Here is a 20,421-nt window from a genome sequence, read left to right as displayed (position 1 = left end):
TATATCCGTATTGAAGGATGCAGCTTCTACTGCAATTTATGGAGCCCGGGCAGCAGGAGGAGTTATCTTGATAACAACAAAAACAGGAAATAAGAATCAGAAAATCAAAATTAATTATTCTGGTTCTTATTCTCATAGGGAAGCTACTCGTCTACCTGAAAAATTAGATGGCTACACTTATGTGCAATACCGTATTATTGCAGAAGAAGCGTCAGGAAAAAGTTCTGCATTAAATCATCCTGATATATTGGCCGCTCTGCAAGACCCGGCTATTACAGAGATTCCGGATCCTTCACGTCCTTTAACTCATTTTTCAGGAACGGCAAATGTAGATCATGTAAAAGAAATGATGGGGTCTGCTGGCATGCATGACCATTCGCTTTCCATGAGTGGAGGTAATGATAAAGTATCTTTTTTATTGTCTGGAGCTTATTTGCAGGAAGACGCTTTATATCGTTACGGAGACTTTGGTTTTCGTCGTTACAACTTCCGATCTAATATTGATTTTAAATTTACGGATAAAATATCTTTAGCCACTCGCGTTAGCTATTCAAATTCAAAAACGGATTCACCTGTCAGAGGCTGGGATACAGAAATGCATCAAGCTTATTACTCTCATCCTTGTGATCCTGTTAGATGGAGTACAACAGGACAATGGGGAGGAAATAACGATGGGAATGTAATTCAGGATTTGGTAGAAGGTGGTCATAAGATTGAAGTTCAAGATCGTTTGGAAGTTTCAGCCAATTTAAAAATTGATTTAGCTAAAGGATTGACCTGGAATACGATTGCCGGAGGATATTATTTGAATACGAATACGACTGAAGAATACAAGAGTATTTTTCGTTATTCTGTAAAACCGGATGTTGTTATAGGTAAACTGTATGATCCAAACAGTTTGTTGCGTGAAGAGACTCGGGCATTTTATCGAAATGTACAGTCATATGTCAATTTTGATTGGAATCCGATAGAAAAACATACTGTTAAAGCAATGGGTGGAGCTTCTTATGAAGATCGAAGTGAAGATTATTACTATGGTAAGCGACAAAGCTATTTGAATAATGATTTGATGGGCTCCTTGAATTTGGGTTTGGGAGACCAATATAGCGGAGGTAAAATTACAGAATGGGGAATTGCTTCTTTTTTTGGACGTTTAAATTATAACTACAATGAAAAGTATTATTTAGAGGCAAGTTTTAGGGTGGATGGTTCCTCTCGTTTTGTCAAAGATAAACGATGGGGATTTTTCCCTTCTGTTTCCGCTTCCTGGCGTATAAGTGAAGAAGAATTTATGAAAGATTTTACTCTTCTTAGTGATTTGAAATTGCGGGCTTCTTGGGGAAATACCGGAAATCAGAATAGTATAGGCTTGTATGATTATATCGCACAGATGCATGTTGGTACCGATTATTACCCTTTGGGTGTTTCTAACACACAGGAAAAATTTATCTCTCAAACTGCGTTGTCTTCTAAAGAACGTACATGGGAAAAGGTTGAAGTAAAAAATATAGCGTTGGATTTTGGCTTCTTGAAAAATCGTCTGACCGGAAGTTTCGAATATTACATAAAAGATAACAAAAACATGTTGGTCAATGTGGATGTACCTGCTGTAATAGGAATGAAAGTACCGACGTTCAACACTGGCGAACTTCGTGTTTGGGGATGGGAAGGAACGCTACGTTGGCAAGATCGAATAGGTAAGGACTTCTCGTATGGAGTGAATTTTACTATACAAGATTCTCATAATAAGATCACTAAATTTGATGGTTCTAAAAATATTATCAGTGGTACCCAAAATATAGAGGGTTATCCTATCGGGTCTTATTTCGGATATGAAACGGAAGGCTTGTTCCAATCGGATGATGAAGTTAAAAAACATGCCTTTCAACATTTAAACAATGCTGCAGGCGATGTAAAATATAAGGATCGTGATGAAAGTGGTAAGATTGATGCCGGGGACTTAACTTATTTGGGTAATATAAGACCTCGCTATGTGTACAACATAGGTGTAAATTTGAAATATAAAAGTTTTGATGTAGAAATGCTTTTTGACGGTGTCGGTAAAAAAATGGTGAACTTGAATACTAATTTAGGAGCTCCTGTCCGTTTTGCAATGTTTAAAGGACACGAGGATGCCTGGACTCCCGAAAACCCTAATGCCATGTGGCCGCGTATGTATCAGAATGCCGGATGGAACTGGTGGATATCAGACCGTACTTTGCATAATGCAGCTTATTTTTCAATGAAGAATTTGCAAGTTGGTTATACCTTGCCTCAAACATGGATGGAGAAGATCAAAGTGGAACGGTTACGCTTATACGCAAATGTACGTAATCCTTTTATTATCGATAATTATGTGGAATATCTGGATCCCCGATTAAATGCTTACAATAATTATCCGGTTTTAAGAAGTTATACCATAGGATTGAATTTAACCTTTTAATTAAGTAAAGATGAAAAAGATTATATATTTATTTACGATATCTGTCGTCTATTCATTTTTTATATCTTGTGAACTGGATCGTTTACCGACAGACGCTGTCACGGATGAACAATTTTGGAAAACAGAGAGTGACTATAAGTTAGCGTGCAATGCTTTTTATGTTGATTTTCCTGGTTATACAACCAGAGATGTATATTCAGACATCGCTTATGCCGGGTCTCCCGACGATATTAGCTCCGGAAGTTATTTGCCGACTAACTCTTTTGGTCCTTGGGAAGAAGCTTATAAAAAAATAGCAATAGCTAATAAGGTTTTGGAAAATGCAGACGCAAATATATCTGGTTTGGAGACCGCTATAGTTGCTCGTTATGCAGGAGAGGCCTATTTCTTTCGAGCTTTGCAATACTATGATTTACTGCGTTCGTATGGTGGAGTTCCGATTATAGATAAATTATTGGACATTAATTCTGAGGAGTTATATGCTTCAAGAAATACAAGAGAAGAAGTGGCAAATTTTATTTTGCAAGATTTGGATTTGGCTATATCCGGTTTGCCAATGCCTTCGAAATTGAAAGATACGGAAATCGGTCGAATTACAAAAACGGCAGCTCTTACGTTAAAATCGAGAGTTGCCTTATATGAAGGTACACGTCAGAAATACAGAGAAAAAGGAGAATATCGGGGCTTGTTACAACAAGCGAAAGATGCAGCTTTGGAGGTGATCAAATCGAATGAACATCAATTGTATAAATCTACATCCAATGATTTTGTGGCAAATTTTCAGGAATGTTTTACTTATGAAGGAGAGGGAAGCAAGGAAACTATATTGGCAAACCGTTATCAACGTCCCTGGCGTAAAAATAATAATTCATTTAAGCTTTGGAGATCTTCCGGCTGTGTCCCCACACGTGCTATAGTTGATGCCTTTCTTTGTGAAGATGGGTTACCAATTGATAAATCCGAAATATTTGAAGGTTATGATACACCTACTTCCGAATTTCAAAAAAGAGACCCTAGAATGAATGCTACGATATTGATTCCGACTGTCGATATATTTTATGATGGAATGCCTTATACTCCAACATTCAGTAATTCAATGAGCCAAACTGGCTATGTGTGGAAAAAAACGGCTGTAAAAGAGGATGCTGTTGCTATGGAAAGCGACTTGGATGCTATAATTATCCGGTATGCTGAAACATTGCTGAATTATGCGGAAGCTTGTTACGAATTGGAGGATAAAATATCCGATGATGATTTGAATATTTCGATTAATGTGCTGAGAGAAAGAGTCGGTATGCCGCATTTAACGAATGCTTTTGTACAAGGAGATAATTCTGCATCCGTCAAACTAAACATGCGGGAAGAAATACGCCGTGAACGTTTGGTGGAATTAGCCAATGAAGGTTTTCGTTATGATGATTTGTTGCGCTGGGGGATTGCTCAGGATGTATTGCCTCAACCTCTGGTGGGTATCCCCGATTTGAGAAAATATTATACGAAAGTGAACGCAAATGTCTGGAAAAATGTAAAAAATGGCTTTTTAGAAGTACAGCCGACTACTACACGTACCTTTGAAGATAAACATTATTTATGGCCTATACCTTTGGTACAAATTGCATTAAATGAAAATCTGGAGCAGAATCCAGATTGGTAAAATTAAGTATAACAAGATTGTATTAAAAGTATCTGGTATAAAAAGCTTTTAATACAATCTTGATTATCTAAATAAAACTATTTCACATGAAAAAAATATTGTTATTGCTATTATGCAGTCTTCATATTGTTAGTTGTATCGATTCAAAATCAAAAAGTATCGTCCAGTCTCCTGATTCCGTGACAGAGGTTGGAGTGCTTATTGATGCAGACTCTCTTTTTATCGGACTTTATAATAATAAGAAGGAATTGGTCAGTCCGTCTCCGGTGAACCTTTTTTTGAATGGAGAAATTCTTAAGTGGTCACTGATTGCAAAAAAGTCTTTTGACAAAAAGGATATCATCTCTATGCCTTACGGAGAATTTCAATCGGTGTCACAAGAATATAAAGAAGCTATATTCAAATTATCCGTCCAGACAAAATCCGGCAAAACGTATCCTGCGGAATTATTCGTACGTGCTTACTCTGAAGGCATGGCCTATCGTATTGTATTGAATGACTTGCCAGAAGACAGTCGACTACAGGAAAGGAGCGAATGGATACCTGTGAGTTCGGAAGGGAAATGTTTTATACCTAACGGAGAAAAAATGCCGATAGGTCCTGTTTCCATATCCGGATTGAAATCCAGGCACACAACTCCTGTTATATACAGTACGGATAATTCAACCCTGGCTTTTCATGAGGCTGGTCTGCATAATTACCCGCAATTGTTTTTATCGAAAGGAATCGATGGAAAATCAATAAAGATGGTACAGGACGAGGCTGTTTGTAATGGAACTTTCAGTCTTCCCTGGCGTGTTATCCTGGTCGGAGAAAAAATAGCTGATTTGCATAATTATAAAAGTTTGTATTTCAGTTTAAATAAAGCGGCAGAAGGTGATTTTAGCTGGGTAAAACCAGGTATAGCCTCCTGGGATTGGCGTGTAAAAGGATGTACCTTCAATGGATTTACTTATAAAATGAATACTGAAAGTTTGAAGCGATATATAGACTTCAGTGCAGAAATGGGATTTGATTATTTCCTATTGGATGCGGAATGGTATGAAGATCATAATCCGCTTAAGCCGGTAGAAGGATTGGATATAAAAGAGGTGATATCTTACGGAAATGGAAAGAATGTCGGCACATTACTTTATTACGATTTGAAGTACGCAGACAAAGAATATCCGGTTATCGATTTCGAAGAGATTGCCTCCGTTTATGCCGGTTATGGGGCAAAGGGAATAAAATATGGCTTTTTGGGAGGTGCCGGTCCAAAGTATACTTCACAAGAAAAGACAAGAAAAACAGAAGAGTTGATCTGGATTGCTGCCCATCATAAACTTCTGATTGATTTTCATGACTCCCCTGTTCCTTTTAGCGGTTTAGAACGAACTTACCCCAACTATATAAATCGTGAATATTGCCATGCTCAAATAGATTGTAGGCTCGCCTTTTCACCGGAAGAGTTTGTTAAAATAGCATGTGTTAATCTCTTGGCCGGTCCGATCGACCAGACTAACGGTACGTATGCTTTGAATGAAATGAAATCACGGCAAAAAGGCCCGCGCAATGAATATAATTCTACCGTGGCTTCGGAAACGGCCCGCTTTTTTATTACTCATACAGGGCATTTGTCTGTGTTGATCGATGCTCCGGAAGCATATAAGGCTAAATCGGATTTGTTTGCCTTTATTCGTTCTTTACCTGCTACATGGGATGAAGCACGTTATCTGGAGATGGATTTTGAGTCGCATGTTGCAGTGGCACGCCGTAAAGGGGAAGATTGGTTTGCCGGTGTAGTGTATAATGAAAAAGGAGGAAAGCATATGATGGACTTGAATTTCCTGGAGCCGAATGTGAAATATGAAGCCACGATTTTTAGTGATGCGCCGGATACGCATTATATAAATAACAAGGAAGCATATATAGTGAAAAAAGAAGTTGTCCAATCTGATAAAGTGTTGGAAACAACAGTAGCTCCGGGTGGAGGATATGCTGTTTTGTTCAGAAAACATAAAAGTGATCATACAAAATGAAATAGGGAATTTAATAATCCAACAATATTAATCATGAATAAAAAATTTATATTACTACCTCTGTTGGCAGTCGGAATGCTGAACGTGTCGGCAAAAGACAAGCAACCTAACATCATCTTTATCTTAGCTGACGATATGGGATACGGTGATGTATCATATCTGGATTCCAGGTCAAAGATAAAGACAGAAAATCTGGACGGAATGGCACGCGAAGGAGTCGTCTTTACGGATGCCCATTCGAGTTCGTCGGTAAGTACCCCTACCCGTTACGGTATCCTGACAGGACGTTATAATTGGCGTTCGACGATGAAGCAGGGTGTTTTGAATGGCTATTCGAAAGCCTTAATCACCCCAGAACGTGAAACGATGGCCTCTATGTTGAAAAAACAGGGCTATACGACTGCCGGTATTGGTAAGTGGCATCTGGGGTGGAATTGGAATAATATCGATGCTGGGGCGGACAGTGTCGATTTCAGCAAACCTGTAACAAATGGCCCGACCACGCGGGGATTTGATTATTATTACGGTTTTTGCGGTTCCCTAGATATGTCTCCGTATGTTTATATAGAGAACGATATGCCAACTTCGCTCCCTGACAGGGTTACGGAAAACAAAGGGAAATACAGCTGGTGGCGTAAAGGACCGACTGGAGCGGATTTTGTTCATGAAGAAGTGTTGCCAAACCTGATTGATCGTGCCTGCAATTATGTGAAGGAGAAAGCCTCTTCCGATCAGCCTTATTTCCTTTATTTGCCTCTTCCGGCTCCCCATACGCCAATTCTTCCGGTAAAAGAGTTTCAGGGTAAATCCGGCTTGGGAGATTATGCCGATTTCGTGCTGATGGTCGATGCGATGGTTGGACGTGTTTTGCAGGCTGTGAAAGAGTCAGGTGAGGACGATAATACAATTGTCGTTTTTACCACCGATAATGGATGCAGCCCGGCAGCGGGAATTGATGAATTGATTGCCCAGGGACATTATCCTAACTCCATCTACCGGGGCCATAAGGCGGATTTGTTTGATGGTGGTCACCGTATACCGTATATTCTGCGCTGGCCCGGCGGAGCGAAGCCTCATCATGTGGAGCAGACAGTTTGCCTGACTGATTTTTATGCCACCTTTGCTGCCTTGAACGGATATAAGTTGAAAGATACCGAAGGAGAAGATAGCTATAGTTTGCTGCCTGCTATCGTTTCGGAAACGGAAGTCTCACCAATTCGCGAAGCCACAGTACATCATTCCATTGCCGGTCAGTTTACAATCCGACAGGGAGAATGGAAGCTTTTATTGTCTCCGAGTTCGGGTGGATGGAGCGCACCGAGACCAAAAGATTCTGTTGCATTGGCAACCTTGCCTTCGGTTCAGTTGTATAACATGAAAACCGACCCGTCCGAGAAGAAGAATCTGGAAGCGCAGTATCCTGAAAAAGTGGCTGAACTTCGTTCTCTTCTGGTCAAATATGTAGAAGAAGGACGCAGCACGCCCGGCAAGCCTCAAAAGAATGACGGAGATTATCCCTGGAGGCAATTGAACGATGTCTTTATCAAAAAGTAACTCTGATGACATACAAGGAAAGGTCATCCTCTAATCTAAACAAGATTCCAACATGACACGCTAAGCCGGAGATGGCGCGGGAACTCCGGCAACGAGATTAAACCCTCTGCTCGAGGTATCGAAAACAATCCCATAGGACGGCAATGTCCTAATGAGTGACAGGGCGACTTCTTATAGGTGACACAGTGACTTCTTATAGGTCACCATGTCGACCTACGGACCGTTGCATATACAAAGAGCAGGGGAAGACTTTTAAAAATGTTCAATTATGGCATTCTTTAAAAAAGTTCTTAAAAAGATGGGGGGCAAGTGGCATCCGCAGGCAGTTACCGTGGGTAAGCCCGTAGCAACGAAAGAGGTGGCCGACCGTTTGTCGCAGATTTCTACCGTGAGCCGAGCTGACGTCTATGCAGTCCTGATGGATCTGGCAGGCGTTTTGGCCGATTATATGGCTCAGGGACGGAGCGTGAAGATCGATGGTCTGGGTACTTTCTACTACACCTGTACCTCCAACGGCAACGGAGCCGAAACGGCCGACAAAGTGAATGCATCGCAGATCACTGGCGTACGTGTTCGTTTCATCCCCGAAGCCACGAAGAAGAGCGGCAGCAAGTCTATGAACCGCACGCTCGTAAGCGACAACATTTTCTGGATGGAGTTGAACGGCGCAGCCGAGACAACACCCGAAGAAGGTGGTGGAGAAGACCGTCCGGAGATCGAATAATCTTTCTCTGAACGAATAAAGAGGTATTGCATAGCTATTGTTTTATTCTTCAAAATGAAATAAAGCTATGCAATATCTTTTTTCAATAGAAACACATATAATTCAATGTGTTAAATCCGTCTATTTGGACAAAAATATGGATATTTAGGACAAAATTACCACTTACCCACCTGTCACAGCAAATACATTTGCGGTAAGTTTCTCAACAAAATTTTAAATTTATTACCACTTATGGAAAAGACAAAATGCATCTACCCTCCTTTGTTGGGTAAAATGTTTGTAGGAGCCACATTTGTGATGGCAACGAGTCCGGTGTTTGCGTCCGGTGCGGACCTGCCGGTCGTAAACCGACCCGTAGCTGTTGCTTCTCCGCAACAATCAAAGACCACGATAACCGGTGTCATAGAAGATCAGTTCGGACCCATTGCCGGAGCCAACGTGGTTATAAAAGGAACCACCAATGGAACAATATCCGATATGGACGGAAAGTTTTCCTTGACCGATGTTCCCTCAGGAGCTGTACTTCAGGTCTCTTTTATCGGTTATCTGACACAGGAAATAAAGTTAGCTTCCGGTCAGAAAACAGTGCAAATTCAATTGAAAGAGGACAGCCAGGCATTGGATGAAGTCGTAGTTGTAGGTTACGGTACACAGAAAAAGGTAAACCTTTCGGGTGCCGTGGCAGCCATGGATGTAGCCAAGATGACCGAAAGTCGTCCGATCAACAACCTTTCCACCGCTTTGGCGGGTATGGCGGCTGGTGTACGCGTCAGTTCTAGCAATAATGCTCCCGGAAGCAGTGATGCCACAAAAATACAAGTACGTGGACAGGGTACGTTGAACAATTCCTCTCCGTTGGTTATCATAGACGGTGTGGAAGGTTCACTGAACCAGTTAAGCCCCAATGAAGTGGAAAGCATGTCGGTATTGAAAGATGCCGCCTCGGCAGCTATCTACGGTTCACGTGCTGCAAACGGTGTGATTCTGGTGACTACCAAGAAAGGGAAAAAAGACGCAGGTGTGAAATTCGACTACAACGGTTACCTCTCGATCGACCGTCCGACCAAGCTACCGAAAACGGTCAGCGATTACGCTACGTATATGGAACTGATGAATGAGGCATACGAAAACAACGGACAGGCATGGCCTTATAAAGATGAAGACGGCAACGGCATAGCCGATAAAGTGGAACAGTGGCGTGCCAATCCGAACGATCCGATCAACTACCCGAATACAGATCCGTTTGAAGTATTGTTCGGCAATACACGCGTTTCCCAGCAACACTCATTTGCTGTAAGCGGCGGAAATGACAAAGTAACCCATTATACTTCATTCACCTTCCTGAATAACCCGGGTGTTGTAGAGAATACGGATTACGAACGATATAGCCTTCGCAGTAATATCGACCTGAATATAAAGAAATGGTTCCGTGCCGGTACAAACCTGAGCGGTTATTACGGAAGCCGCAATATCCATGCGAATTCATTGGATGACGTCTTCAACTTTGCCCGCCAGACCTCTCCCGCCGTACTGCACCGACATCCGGACGGACGCTATGGAGCAACACAAAATGATGAAGAATCAGGTGTACCCAATAATGTTTTGGAACGATTGAACAACAAAGATGGAGAGAACTTGTCCCGCAACATGAAAGCCCGTTTCTACGCCACGTTAGAGCCGTTGAAAGGGTTGACATTCACCGGTTCATATTCTTATATTTACAGTGACAATGAGCAATGGTCAAAACCGGTCTTTATCGATCGATGGAACTTTCAGACAGACCAGATAACCAAAGCCGGTACCGGCCGTACATCCATAAACAATAAAACAACCCGCAGCACCCGTAACTTTATGGATATTGTAGGTCGTTACGAAAAAAGATTCTTCAACGACCGCCTGGATCTGAACGTCATGGTCGGTGCCAGCCAGGAGCAGTGGGAAGAAAGAACGAACCAAGCGACCAAATACGATCTGCTGGATCCTGCTCTGGATGTAATAGGCGGAGCTATTGGCGATGCATCTGCAGGTGGTACCAGAAAAGGCTGGGCGATGCGCTCTTACTTCGGACGTATCAACTTGGGATGGCTAGACCGATACCTGGTGGAATTTAACCTGCGTTCAGACGGTTCGTCCCGTTTCCATCCCGATAAACGTTGGGGGTATTTCCCCTCCGGCTCTGCGGCTTGGCGTATCAGTGAAGAAGCATTCATGAAAGATATCGACTGGATGAGTAACCTGAAACTGAGACTCTCCTACGGTTCTCTTGGAAACAATGCGGTAGGAAACTACGATGCTATATCAGCGTATGAAAAAGCGAACTATATTTTAGGTAGCGGGGTTAACATGGGACTGTCGCAAGGACGTATCGCCAACACCAGCCTGACTTGGGAGAGTACCTATGTAGCTAACCTCGGTGTGGATTTCGGTGTACTCAACAACCGCCTGACCGGTACGATCGATGTATTCAACAAACGGACGGCGAACATTTTGATCAACCTGCCTGCTCCGGCTGTTCACGGAGAAGCGGATGTACCGAAAAAGAATAGTGCTGAGGTCGTAAATAAAGGATTTGAATTAACACTGGGTTGGCAGGATCAGATCAATGATTTCTCTTACTACGTGAACGGTAACTTCACCTATATAAAAAATGAAGTGACCGATTATGGCGATACCAAATACGACGGTAACAAGATTATTCAGGAAGGATTGCCTATCAATACACTTTTCCTGATACCGACCGCCGGTATAATCCAGGATAAGAATGACCTGGAAAAGGTGAATGCCATGCTGAAAGCCGAAGAAGAACGCGCTGCTGCAGCAGGCGAAAAACCGCGCACGGTTTTTCATCAGGGTACTCCGGGCTTAGGCGACATCCTTTATATCGATACAAATGGTGACGGCGTTATCAATACCGACGACCGTGTGACTTACGGGCACGGGAGCAGTGCACCGGTGACGTTCGGTCTGGATGCCGGTATCAGTTGGAAAGGCATCGATTTCTCTTTTCTTCTTCAGGGAATGGCTGGTATGAAAACCGTTTATCAGGGACAAGAGTGGAGAACAAATGTAAATACCGGGAATATGCTTTCTAAAGAGATTACAGACGGACGCTGGCATGAAGGCCTGCTGGATGCAAACGGACTTATAACTACTCCCGCCAAATATCCTCGATTGCTGGAACAGACAAATAAAATCAATTCGGATACCCAAAGTGACTTTTGGCTGGTTTCGCAGGATTACCTGAGAGTAAAGAACATACAATTAGGATACACCTTCCCGAAAGCATGGGTAAACAAGATCTATCTGGATCGTCTGCGTCTGTATTGCAGTCTGGAAAACTTCTTTACGATTACCGATTACCCGGGATTGGATCCCGAATCGGGTTGGGGATATCCAGCCATGAAACAGGCATCATTTGGTATAAACGTTACATTTTAATAGTTTAAATAAAACGATAATAATATGAAATTCAATTATAAAATAATAGTTGCAGGTGTATTATCGGCATCATCACTGACCTCCTGCTACGATTTGGACCTATACCCTCACGACGAAGTGAGTACCGGCGTTTTCTGGAAAACGGAAGAACATGCCAAACAGGCGATGATGGGTGTTTACGATTGCATGAAAGCCAAGGCGACTGCACCGGGAGTTGCTAAATTCGGCGATATTTACCTGATGGATGCTTTGACGGATATGGCTGCAGCTAATCCGTTGGTTGCACTCCAAAACGGAACATCCAACAACCGTACGGCAACTTATAAGAATAAATGGTCCAATATGTATGATGGCATTGCCAAAGCTAACCATATGCTTCAGAATTTGCCTAATATAGAGATGTCGGAAGAAAAGCTACAAGGCTTCCAGGCTGAAGCCCGCTTTATGCGCGCCTTCTTCTATTTCCATTTACTGGATTTTTACGGTGGTGTACCCATCTATGACGAATCGTGGATATTGTCGGAAGTATACGACCAGATGAAAGAGCCGCGTTCGACGGCAGAACAGGTGGCTGAATTTATCCGGAAAGACCTTGATTTTGCAGAAGAACATTTGCCTTATAGTTGGGATGACGCCAATTACGGACGAGCCACAAAAGCGGCAGCAGTCGCATTACGCGGGAAAATGCACTTATACATGAAGCAATACGACACGGCTAAAAAAGATTTCGAGAAACTGGTGAACAATAAATCACAATATGGTTGCGACCTGCATCCGGATTATGCCGAAATGTTTAAACCCGATACAGATGAAAATAAAGAAATGATTTTCTTCATTTCCAACAGCGGTGGTGTCGGAGATGCCAATGACGGTTTGAGCATGGCTTTCTATCACGGTTCGAGAAGTACCTTCGGCAGCGGATGGTCAACCTCTACCCTATTACCTGATTTCGTCGATGCCTATGAAATGAAAGATGGAAAAAAATTCAACTGGGATGATTATATTCCGGGATATACCAAAATGACTCCGGCACAAAGACGTCAGGCAATGGGGTGCAAACAGAAAAACGGAAAGGTGACGGAGTATCCGGAATTGCTGGCAAAAATCGAAGCAGCCTATGAAGATCGCGATCCCCGACTGAAACAAACAATAATCGCTCCTTACGATTCTATTTTAGGCTGGCTGAATAATAAGGAACATTGGATGCAACATGTTATCTTTGCAGATGCAACCGGTCCGACAGCGACAAACGGTTATGTGCAACAGGGTACATCCCGTTGGTATCATCTGCGTAAATTCGTGCCGGAAGGCGACTGGGGCGGACAGATCATGAGCCGTGAAAACACGCCTGTCAATTTACCTTTGATCCGTTATGCGGATGTACTGTTGATGTTGGCCGAATGCCATAATGAACTGGGTAATATAGATGAAGCGGTTAAATATATCAATATGGTAAGAGCTCGTCCTTCTACGAATATGCCGGGTCTGAACAGCGGACCGCAATGGCTGGAAGCCCGAACAAAAGATGAGGTTTTCAAGCGTATCGTACATGAACGTGGCGTCGAGTTTGCCGTGGAAGGACTACGTTACAGCGACCTGCGCCGTTGGCGTCTGGCTGAAACGTATTGCACATTCCAAAAAACAGATATGCATGGGGCTAAACGCCATGATGTGAAATTCACGGAACGTGATTATCTATGGCCGATACCCGGAACTGAAATTGAAATGAACGACAAACTGACCCAGAACCCGGGATGGGAATAAGGTGAAGTTTTCATGTATCTATTTTTAACTTAATTTTTTGTCAAGCGTTCCCGGGAGATTTTTCCTTCCGGGACGCTTTATTCAAAATTTAATACGATGAGAAATATACTATTGTTGTTTTTAGGCTTGTTCTTTGTTCAGGCACATGCTACGACTAAAGAAGAAGCATTGCATAAAATCCGTTTGTTTTATGCGGAAAAACCATATAAACAAACTAATGTACCGGCAGACTCCGTCAAAATGTATAGGACACTGCTGGACGAAAATGGTATATTCAAAGATTTACTCTCTTCAGAAATACTAATCAATAAAAATAACTATGCTACAGTAACAGGAAAACAACCTTTTATATCTGCCGTAACAAAACAGGCGTTTAACCGTATTTGGATGATAGCGGAAACCTACCGAAACAAAAAAATAGCTGAAGAAGATCCAGTAGTGAAGACGCTTTTTAAATCAATTCTACATTATGGGTTATTGGAAAATAACAGACTGAATATATCTTCCAGATGGCATACCTCTTGCTTTGCTATCCCTACAGCAACCACTCATATTTATTTCGCTTTATTTGATATTATGCTCCGTATTGAAAATGGAGAGCTGAAAGATCAGTTATTTACAGACGGTCACAAAATATTGGGAGAAGTCTCCCGCCAATGCTGGACTGTCCCGGCACGTATGGACGAAACAGATGATAATGTAATAAGTGTAGACCGTTTCAGAAAACATGTCTGGTGGGTAGGAGGTAATGCAACCGGCTACCGTCCGTTATTGCAGACAGCGGCACAACTCTCTTCATGCCAAATGGCTGATGTTGTAGCCGAAGTAGCTGTCCGTTCCATTTCTTCCGTATCTCAGACCACAATTCAGGAAGATTTCTGGCAAGAGGGAATTACAGCCGACGGAGCTGGCTGGGGGCATGGTATGCAATGTCTTGTCTGGGGATATCCCATCCACGGAACGATGGGGTCACTTCGTATACTGGAAGCGATGAAAGACTATCCTTTACCGATTGAATTGAAACAAGAACAAATGTCTGTTTTGCTGGATTATCTGCGTGGCTCATCTTTTTACTACTATAAAGGATATATACCTCCGGTAGTAGACCGCGGCAATATGAACCGTTTGGAAAGACCTTACCCTGGACGGACCGGAAATAAAGAGAGTAATTATCGGTATAAAATTCCATCTGTAGGAATGGCTCAAATGCTGACTGAACATTTTTCCGATAAATTAACCTCTGACATGTACAATGAGTGTCATCAGTTTCTTGAAGAGGCAGAACATTATCGGATTGCCATGAAAGGAGAATGGAATAAGTATTATTCAGGTTCCCGTTACTTTTTTAATAATGACGATATAATTAAAAAGACAGATAAATATTATGTGTTGGTAAATATGGCATCCAATCGGGTGAGCGGTCTGGAGAGTGCCAAATCGATGGCTGCATCTTTCAATATCTTTACTTGTGACGGCACAACTCTGTTTTTCCGGGAAGGGAACGAGTATCAACGTGTGCTGGGAGCCTTTAATTTGCGAACCTGGCCGGGAACAACTTCACGCTTATCGCCGGAACCATTAGTCCCGATTGAAAACTGGAACGGTTACAACAGTCGATATCCATTTGCTGCCGGTGCTACCAACGGTGGTAATTCTTTTGTCGGAGGTTTTATTTTCGAAAAGAATGATCGACGTTGGCAAAAAAATAATAAACCTTATAGCCCGGAAGAAGATCCTAATCCATCTGCTTTCGGGGTAAAAGCATACAAAAGCTATTTCATGTTTGACGATCTTTTTTTAGCGATGGGATGTGGCATAGAAAATAAAATGCCTCACCAAAAAGGAGACATTGTCACAACGATTGATCAAACAGCCTTGAACTCTGATTTTACCAATGGCTCTCTTGTCTTAAATAATGGTTTTTATTATAAAGTGTTAGATCAATATACGAAAGGTAGAGTCGTAGTAAAACATGAAAAAAGAAAAACAGACTGGCAATCAATGTGTATTGAAAACAAATTACCGGAAACAGAAGAAGAAATATTTCATATGTATATTAATCATGGACAAGATATCGAAGATGCCTCTTATGCTTATACGGTTTCATGCAGCGAAGCATCCGTCTATCAGACACCGCATGTATTGTCAAATACTAAAGAGGTTCAAGCTGCAGAGAGTTACGACGGGCGTAAAATAGGAATGATTTTTTATAAAGGAGCGAGAACTGTCGAAAGTTCGAAGGGCTCCTTTAAAGCTTCATCTCCGTGTGCTCTACTGATAGAATTTGCAGATAATAACAAAGTTTCCATATCAGTGACAGATGCCTTGATGGATTCGCAAATTCAGGATATCTTTATCGAAACATCTATCCCTTTAAAAGGGAAAAATGTCAATAAATTGTCAGAAGATACTTATCAGGTCCGTATACCTATGAAAACAGGGCGCTACACAGGGGCACCGGTTTGTTTGGATGTTGACTTGCAAAGAAGCGAAAAATATAGTTATATCAATCTCAAATAAATAAAACATAAATCAGATGAAAACATCATTTATCTCATACACTTTGGCCTTGGCTTCCGCATGCCCCGCTCCGGCTATAGCCAAAGGCCTTCGTAATGATAAAACCAATGTGTTAATCATTATGACAGATGAACATAATTTACGTACATTGGGTTGCTACCGCGACCTGATGTCGAAAGACCAGGCAGAAATCTGGGGACCGGGCAATGTCGTGGAGACGCCTCATCTGGACGCTTTAGCTGCCAAAGGAGTTATCGCATTATCAGCTTATGCCGCATCGCCGATCAGCGCCCCTACTCGTTCCTGCTTCCAGACCGGGCTGTTTTCACACAATACCGGCGTGCCCACAAACGACCAGGTGATGAAGCGCGACCTGGAAACATTTGCAGAAGCATTGGGCAATGAAGGTTACAGCACAGGTTATATCGGCAAATGGCATTTGGACGGTGACGGCCGGCCACAATGGGCTCCGAAAGACAAATTCGGATGGCAAGACAACCGCTACATGTTTAACCGCGGCCACTGGAAGAAGCTTGAAAAGACCACCGACGGCGCCCGGGTGGGAGCTGTTTCTCCCAAAGGCATCCCATCATACGAGGTAGACGGAGCCGATGAAAAAAGTTTTACCACCGACTTCCTCTGCGACCGGGCTATCGAGTTCATGCAAGCCAACAAAGAAAAGCCTTTCTGCTGCATGGTCAGCATCCCTGACCCGCACGGTCCAAATACGGTTCGCAAACCTTACGACACTATGTATCAACATCTCAATTTTAAAGAGCCTTATACCTATAATGAACGGGGCGACCATGGGCAGAACGGATGGGAAAAGACCGAAGGCAGTTTCAACTCCCGCCAGATGCAACTTTATTTCGGAATGGTTAAATGTATAGACGATAATCTTGGAAAGCTGGTACATTTCCTGAAAGAAGAGGGATTATATGAAAATACCCTTATTATCTTTACCTCCGACCACGGCGATCTATGCGGAGAACATCATCGCCATAATAAATCCGTACCCTACGAAATGTCGGCCCGTGTCCCGTTTGTCATGCACTGTCCGCAACTGATCGATAAAAAAATAGTAGACAAGACGGCTTTTTCTTCCGTCGACTTCAAACCGACCCTCCTGGGCCTGTTAAATGTAAAAGCGAAAAAGTCTTCCGAAGGCTCCGATAAAAGTGCTTATCTGTTGGGCAAAAAGATACCGGAGAAGAAGAATGTCGTGTTCATGCGTTCCGCCACCAGGCCGGGAGCATTTGAAGCCGGTGGAGATACAACCCGCAGAATGTCTTGGGTAGCGGCTGTCACTCCCCGTTATAAATTGATTCATACGCCCAATGAAGGAGAAGTGCCTTGGTTGATAGACCTGAAAAAAGATCCGAATGAACTGCGAAATTTCTATAATGACCCGGCTTATGCCAAAATAATCCGCCGCCTGTCCGGCGATTTACTGGAATACGGGCGGTCGACAGATGATAAAATGATTGTCCGGACTAAAATAGAGAAAGAACTGGCCGCTAAAATGAAATAATATAATTTGCATATAGGATGAGGCAAAAAAATATCAGTTTGTTAAGTGTTTGTTTAAGTAGTTTATTGACAGGTTGCGGCGTTTCTCCGCAACCTGTACCCGAACACCCGAATGTGATTTATGTCTTTCCCGACCAGATGCGTAACCATGCGATGGGGTTCTGGGACGAGCCGGGATTCAGAGAGAAGGTCGCCTTTAGAGCCGACCCAGTCTATACGCCGAACCTGAACGCGTTTGCAAGGGAGGCACTGGTGCTGACTTCGGCGGTGAGCAACTGCCCGCTCAGCAGTCCGCATCGTGGATCGTTGCTGACAGGGATGTATCCTAACAGGAGCGGAGTGCCGGTCAACTGTAATGCCGACCGTCCGCTCAGTTCACTGCGCCGGGATGTGGATTGCATCAGTGATGTATTCAGCCTGGCAGGTTATAACTGTGCCTATTTCGGGAAATTGCATGTCGATCATCCGACACCCAACGATCCTGAGAATCCGGGGCACTATGTCGAAGCACGCGTCCCGGCCTGGGATGCTTATACGCCGCCTGAAAGGAGGCACCGATTCGACTACTGGTATTCGTACGGTACCTTCGACAAACACAAGTCGCCCCATTATTGGGACACACAGGGAAAACGCCACGAGGTGAAAGAATGGTCACCCAAGCATGAAGCCGACAAGGTAATCGACTATCTGCGTAATGTGGGGAATGTGAGAGATACAAAAAAACCTTTCTTTATGATGGTCAGCTTTAATCCGCCTCACAGCCCGTACAACTCGCTGGAATGTTGCATGGAGGAGGATTACAACCTGTATAAAGACAAACCGATAGACAGCCTGTTGGTACGCCCCAATGCCGACCGGAAGATGAAAAAAGCGTCGTGTACCCCCTATTATTTCGCTTCAGTAACAGGTGTCGACCGCGAATTCGGACGTATCCTTGCCGAACTAAAATGGCAGGGGTTGGATAAAAATACGATCGTCGTTTTCTCGTCCGACCACGGCGAAACAATGTGCAGTCAGGGGGTGGACGATGCGAAAAACTCGCCTTATGCCGAAAGCATGAATGTTCCTTTCCTGATCCGCTATCCGGGACATATCGCTCCACGCACTGACGACCTGTTATTGTCTACGCCCGATATCATGCCGACGCTGCTGGGACTGTGCGGCCTGAAGATACCACAAACGGTACAAGGTACAGGTTATGCCGGTCTGTTTACCGGACAGATACCGCAGATGAAGCGTCCGGAAGGGGCACTCTATATTAAAAACATAGACGGGGAAAAGGATGTCGAAGGGAAAGTGATTTCATATTTTCCCCTGTCGAGAGGCATCAAGACGGAACGTTATACCCTGGCGCTTACACTGAACAAAGAAAGTCGGAAATTAAAAGAGGTTCTTTTGTATGACGACAAAAACGACCCGTACCAGATGAACCCGCTTAAAGTGGAAGATGCGCCGGAGACTTTTAATACACTCTGCTCTCAAATGGCCCGCTTGCTGAAACAGGCGGATGATCCCTGGTATAAAGAAAAAATATTAAGTAATTATATTCCTTATCAGTAATGTATATAAAACTAAAATATGTAATTGGATTAGCAAGTATTGTTTGCCTGACCTCTTGCCGGCAAACAGAAAACAAGCCATCTTTTATTGAAGAAAATATATCGTTTGCACAGGAACAGTTGGGAAAAGCCATCAATGTGATAGAAGCCAGTGGGAAACCTCTGAATCCGGTCACATTGAAAAAAGACAGTACAATCCATTATTGCTCTTACGGCGATTGGCGAAGCGGTTTCTTTCCGGGTACAATCTGGTATTTATATGAATTGACAGGAGACGAGACCTACTTGCCTCTGGCTCGTAAATACACAAAAGCGATAGAGAAAGCCAAGACGCTGACTTCACACCACGATATCGGGTTTATAGTGAATTGCAGCTTCGGCAACGGTTTCCGCCTGACTGGCGATACGGCTTATAAAAGTGTGATGATAGAGGCGGCAAAGTCGCTCTCAACCCGCTTCCGCCCTGCCGTAGGCGCTATTCAGAGTTGGAATGTGAACCGCGGATGGCAGGGAAAACGTAACTGGGAATGCCCGGTGATTATAGACAATATGATGAATCTGGAGTTGCTTTTCGAAGCAACGAAGTTATCAGGTGATTCTTCGTTTTATAAAATCGCGGTATCGCATGCCGACCGTACGCTCGCTGAACAGTTTCGTCCGGATGGCAGCTGCTATCATGTGGTGGACTACAGTCTCGAAGACGGTTCCGTACGCCATCGCCATACGGCTCAGGGATATTCCCACGAATCTGTCTGGTCGCGGGGACAAGCATGGGCTATCTATGGTTTTACGATGTGCTACCGGGAAACCGGAGACAAAAGATACTTGAATCAGGCAATCAAGACATTCAATTGCATAATACATCATGATAATCTACCTGTCGACCTGATTCCTTACTGGGACATGGATGCCCCAGGCATACCTAACGAACCACGCGACGCCTCTTCGGCTAGCTGCATGGCAGCAGCCTTGTATGAAATCAGCACATACGATATCCCGAAAGCTGCTTCCTATAAAGCATATGCCGACCGGATTATGATGCATCTTTCATCTCCGGCCTATCGTGCAGCACCCGGTACGAACGGTAATTTCCTGTTGATGCATAGCGTTGGCAGCATCCCTCACAATAATGAAATAGACGTGCCGCTTAATTACGCCGATTATTATTTCATGGAAGCATTGAAACGTAAAAAAGATTTGGAACACTTATAAAAAAT

General features: G+C 43.3%; 11 protein-coding genes. All 11 read left to right on the top strand.

The window, feature by feature from the left end; genetic code table 11:
• The coding region (locus NBH15_RS20095; RefSeq protein ID WP_250823394.1) for a SusC/RagA family TonB-linked outer membrane protein at nucleotides 1–2,443 on the top strand (2,443 nt) is incomplete at its 5' end.
• Between the two features lie 10 nt (nucleotides 2,444–2,453).
• Nucleotides 2,454–4,097, top strand: a complete 1,644-nt coding sequence (locus NBH15_RS20090) for a RagB/SusD family nutrient uptake outer membrane protein (RefSeq protein WP_250823393.1) — start codon at nucleotides 2,454–2,456, stop codon at nucleotides 4,095–4,097.
• Between the two features lie 86 nt (nucleotides 4,098–4,183).
• Nucleotides 4,184–6,115, top strand: a complete 1,932-nt coding sequence (locus NBH15_RS20085) for a glycoside hydrolase family 97 protein (protein WP_250823392.1) — start codon at nucleotides 4,184–4,186, stop codon at nucleotides 6,113–6,115.
• A 33-nt stretch (nucleotides 6,116–6,148) separates the two neighbouring features.
• Nucleotides 6,149–7,669: a sulfatase family protein gene (locus NBH15_RS20080; RefSeq protein ID WP_250823391.1), complete on the top strand. Its 1,521-nt coding sequence runs from the start codon at nucleotides 6,149–6,151 to the stop codon at nucleotides 7,667–7,669.
• A gap of 268 nt (nucleotides 7,670–7,937) precedes the next feature.
• On the top strand, nucleotides 7,938–8,393 hold the full coding sequence (locus NBH15_RS20075) for an HU family DNA-binding protein (protein WP_250823390.1): 456 nt from the start codon (nucleotides 7,938–7,940) through the stop codon (nucleotides 8,391–8,393).
• 231 nt (nucleotides 8,394–8,624) lie between these two features.
• On the top strand, nucleotides 8,625–11,831 hold the full coding sequence (locus NBH15_RS20070; protein ID WP_250823389.1) for a SusC/RagA family TonB-linked outer membrane protein: 3,207 nt from the start codon (nucleotides 8,625–8,627) through the stop codon (nucleotides 11,829–11,831).
• 24 nt (nucleotides 11,832–11,855) lie between these two features.
• On the top strand, nucleotides 11,856–13,595 hold the full coding sequence (locus NBH15_RS20065) for a RagB/SusD family nutrient uptake outer membrane protein (RefSeq protein WP_250823388.1): 1,740 nt from the start codon (nucleotides 11,856–11,858) through the stop codon (nucleotides 13,593–13,595).
• Nucleotides 13,596–13,691: 96 nt separating this feature from the next.
• Complete coding sequence (locus NBH15_RS20060; protein ID WP_250823387.1) at nucleotides 13,692–16,115, top strand: polysaccharide lyase family 8 super-sandwich domain-containing protein; 2,424 nt, start codon at nucleotides 13,692–13,694, stop codon at nucleotides 16,113–16,115.
• Between the two features lie 16 nt (nucleotides 16,116–16,131).
• The gene (locus NBH15_RS20055) at nucleotides 16,132–17,646 is read left to right on the top strand and encodes a sulfatase-like hydrolase/transferase (RefSeq protein WP_250823386.1); all 1,515 of its coding nucleotides are present in this window, start codon (nucleotides 16,132–16,134) and stop codon (nucleotides 17,644–17,646) included.
• A gap of 17 nt (nucleotides 17,647–17,663) precedes the next feature.
• Nucleotides 17,664–19,205: a sulfatase family protein gene (locus NBH15_RS20050; protein WP_250823385.1), complete on the top strand. Its 1,542-nt coding sequence runs from the start codon at nucleotides 17,664–17,666 to the stop codon at nucleotides 19,203–19,205.
• Nucleotides 19,205–20,416 (top strand): glycoside hydrolase family 88 protein, encoded by a 1,212-nt coding sequence (locus NBH15_RS20045; protein WP_284706481.1) that lies wholly within the window; start codon nucleotides 19,205–19,207, stop codon nucleotides 20,414–20,416. Before NBH15_RS20050 ends, NBH15_RS20045 begins: the two co-directional genes overlap by 1 nt.
• Nucleotides 20,417–20,421 lie beyond the last annotated feature (5 nt).

It is taken from the genome of Parabacteroides caeci, from assembly GCF_023656795.1.
GTDB classification, from domain to species: Bacteria; Bacteroidota; Bacteroidia; order Bacteroidales; family Tannerellaceae; genus Parabacteroides; species Parabacteroides segnis.
The sequence above is the reverse complement of the archived record's forward strand: the minus strand, read 5'-3'. Positions and strand labels throughout refer to the sequence as shown.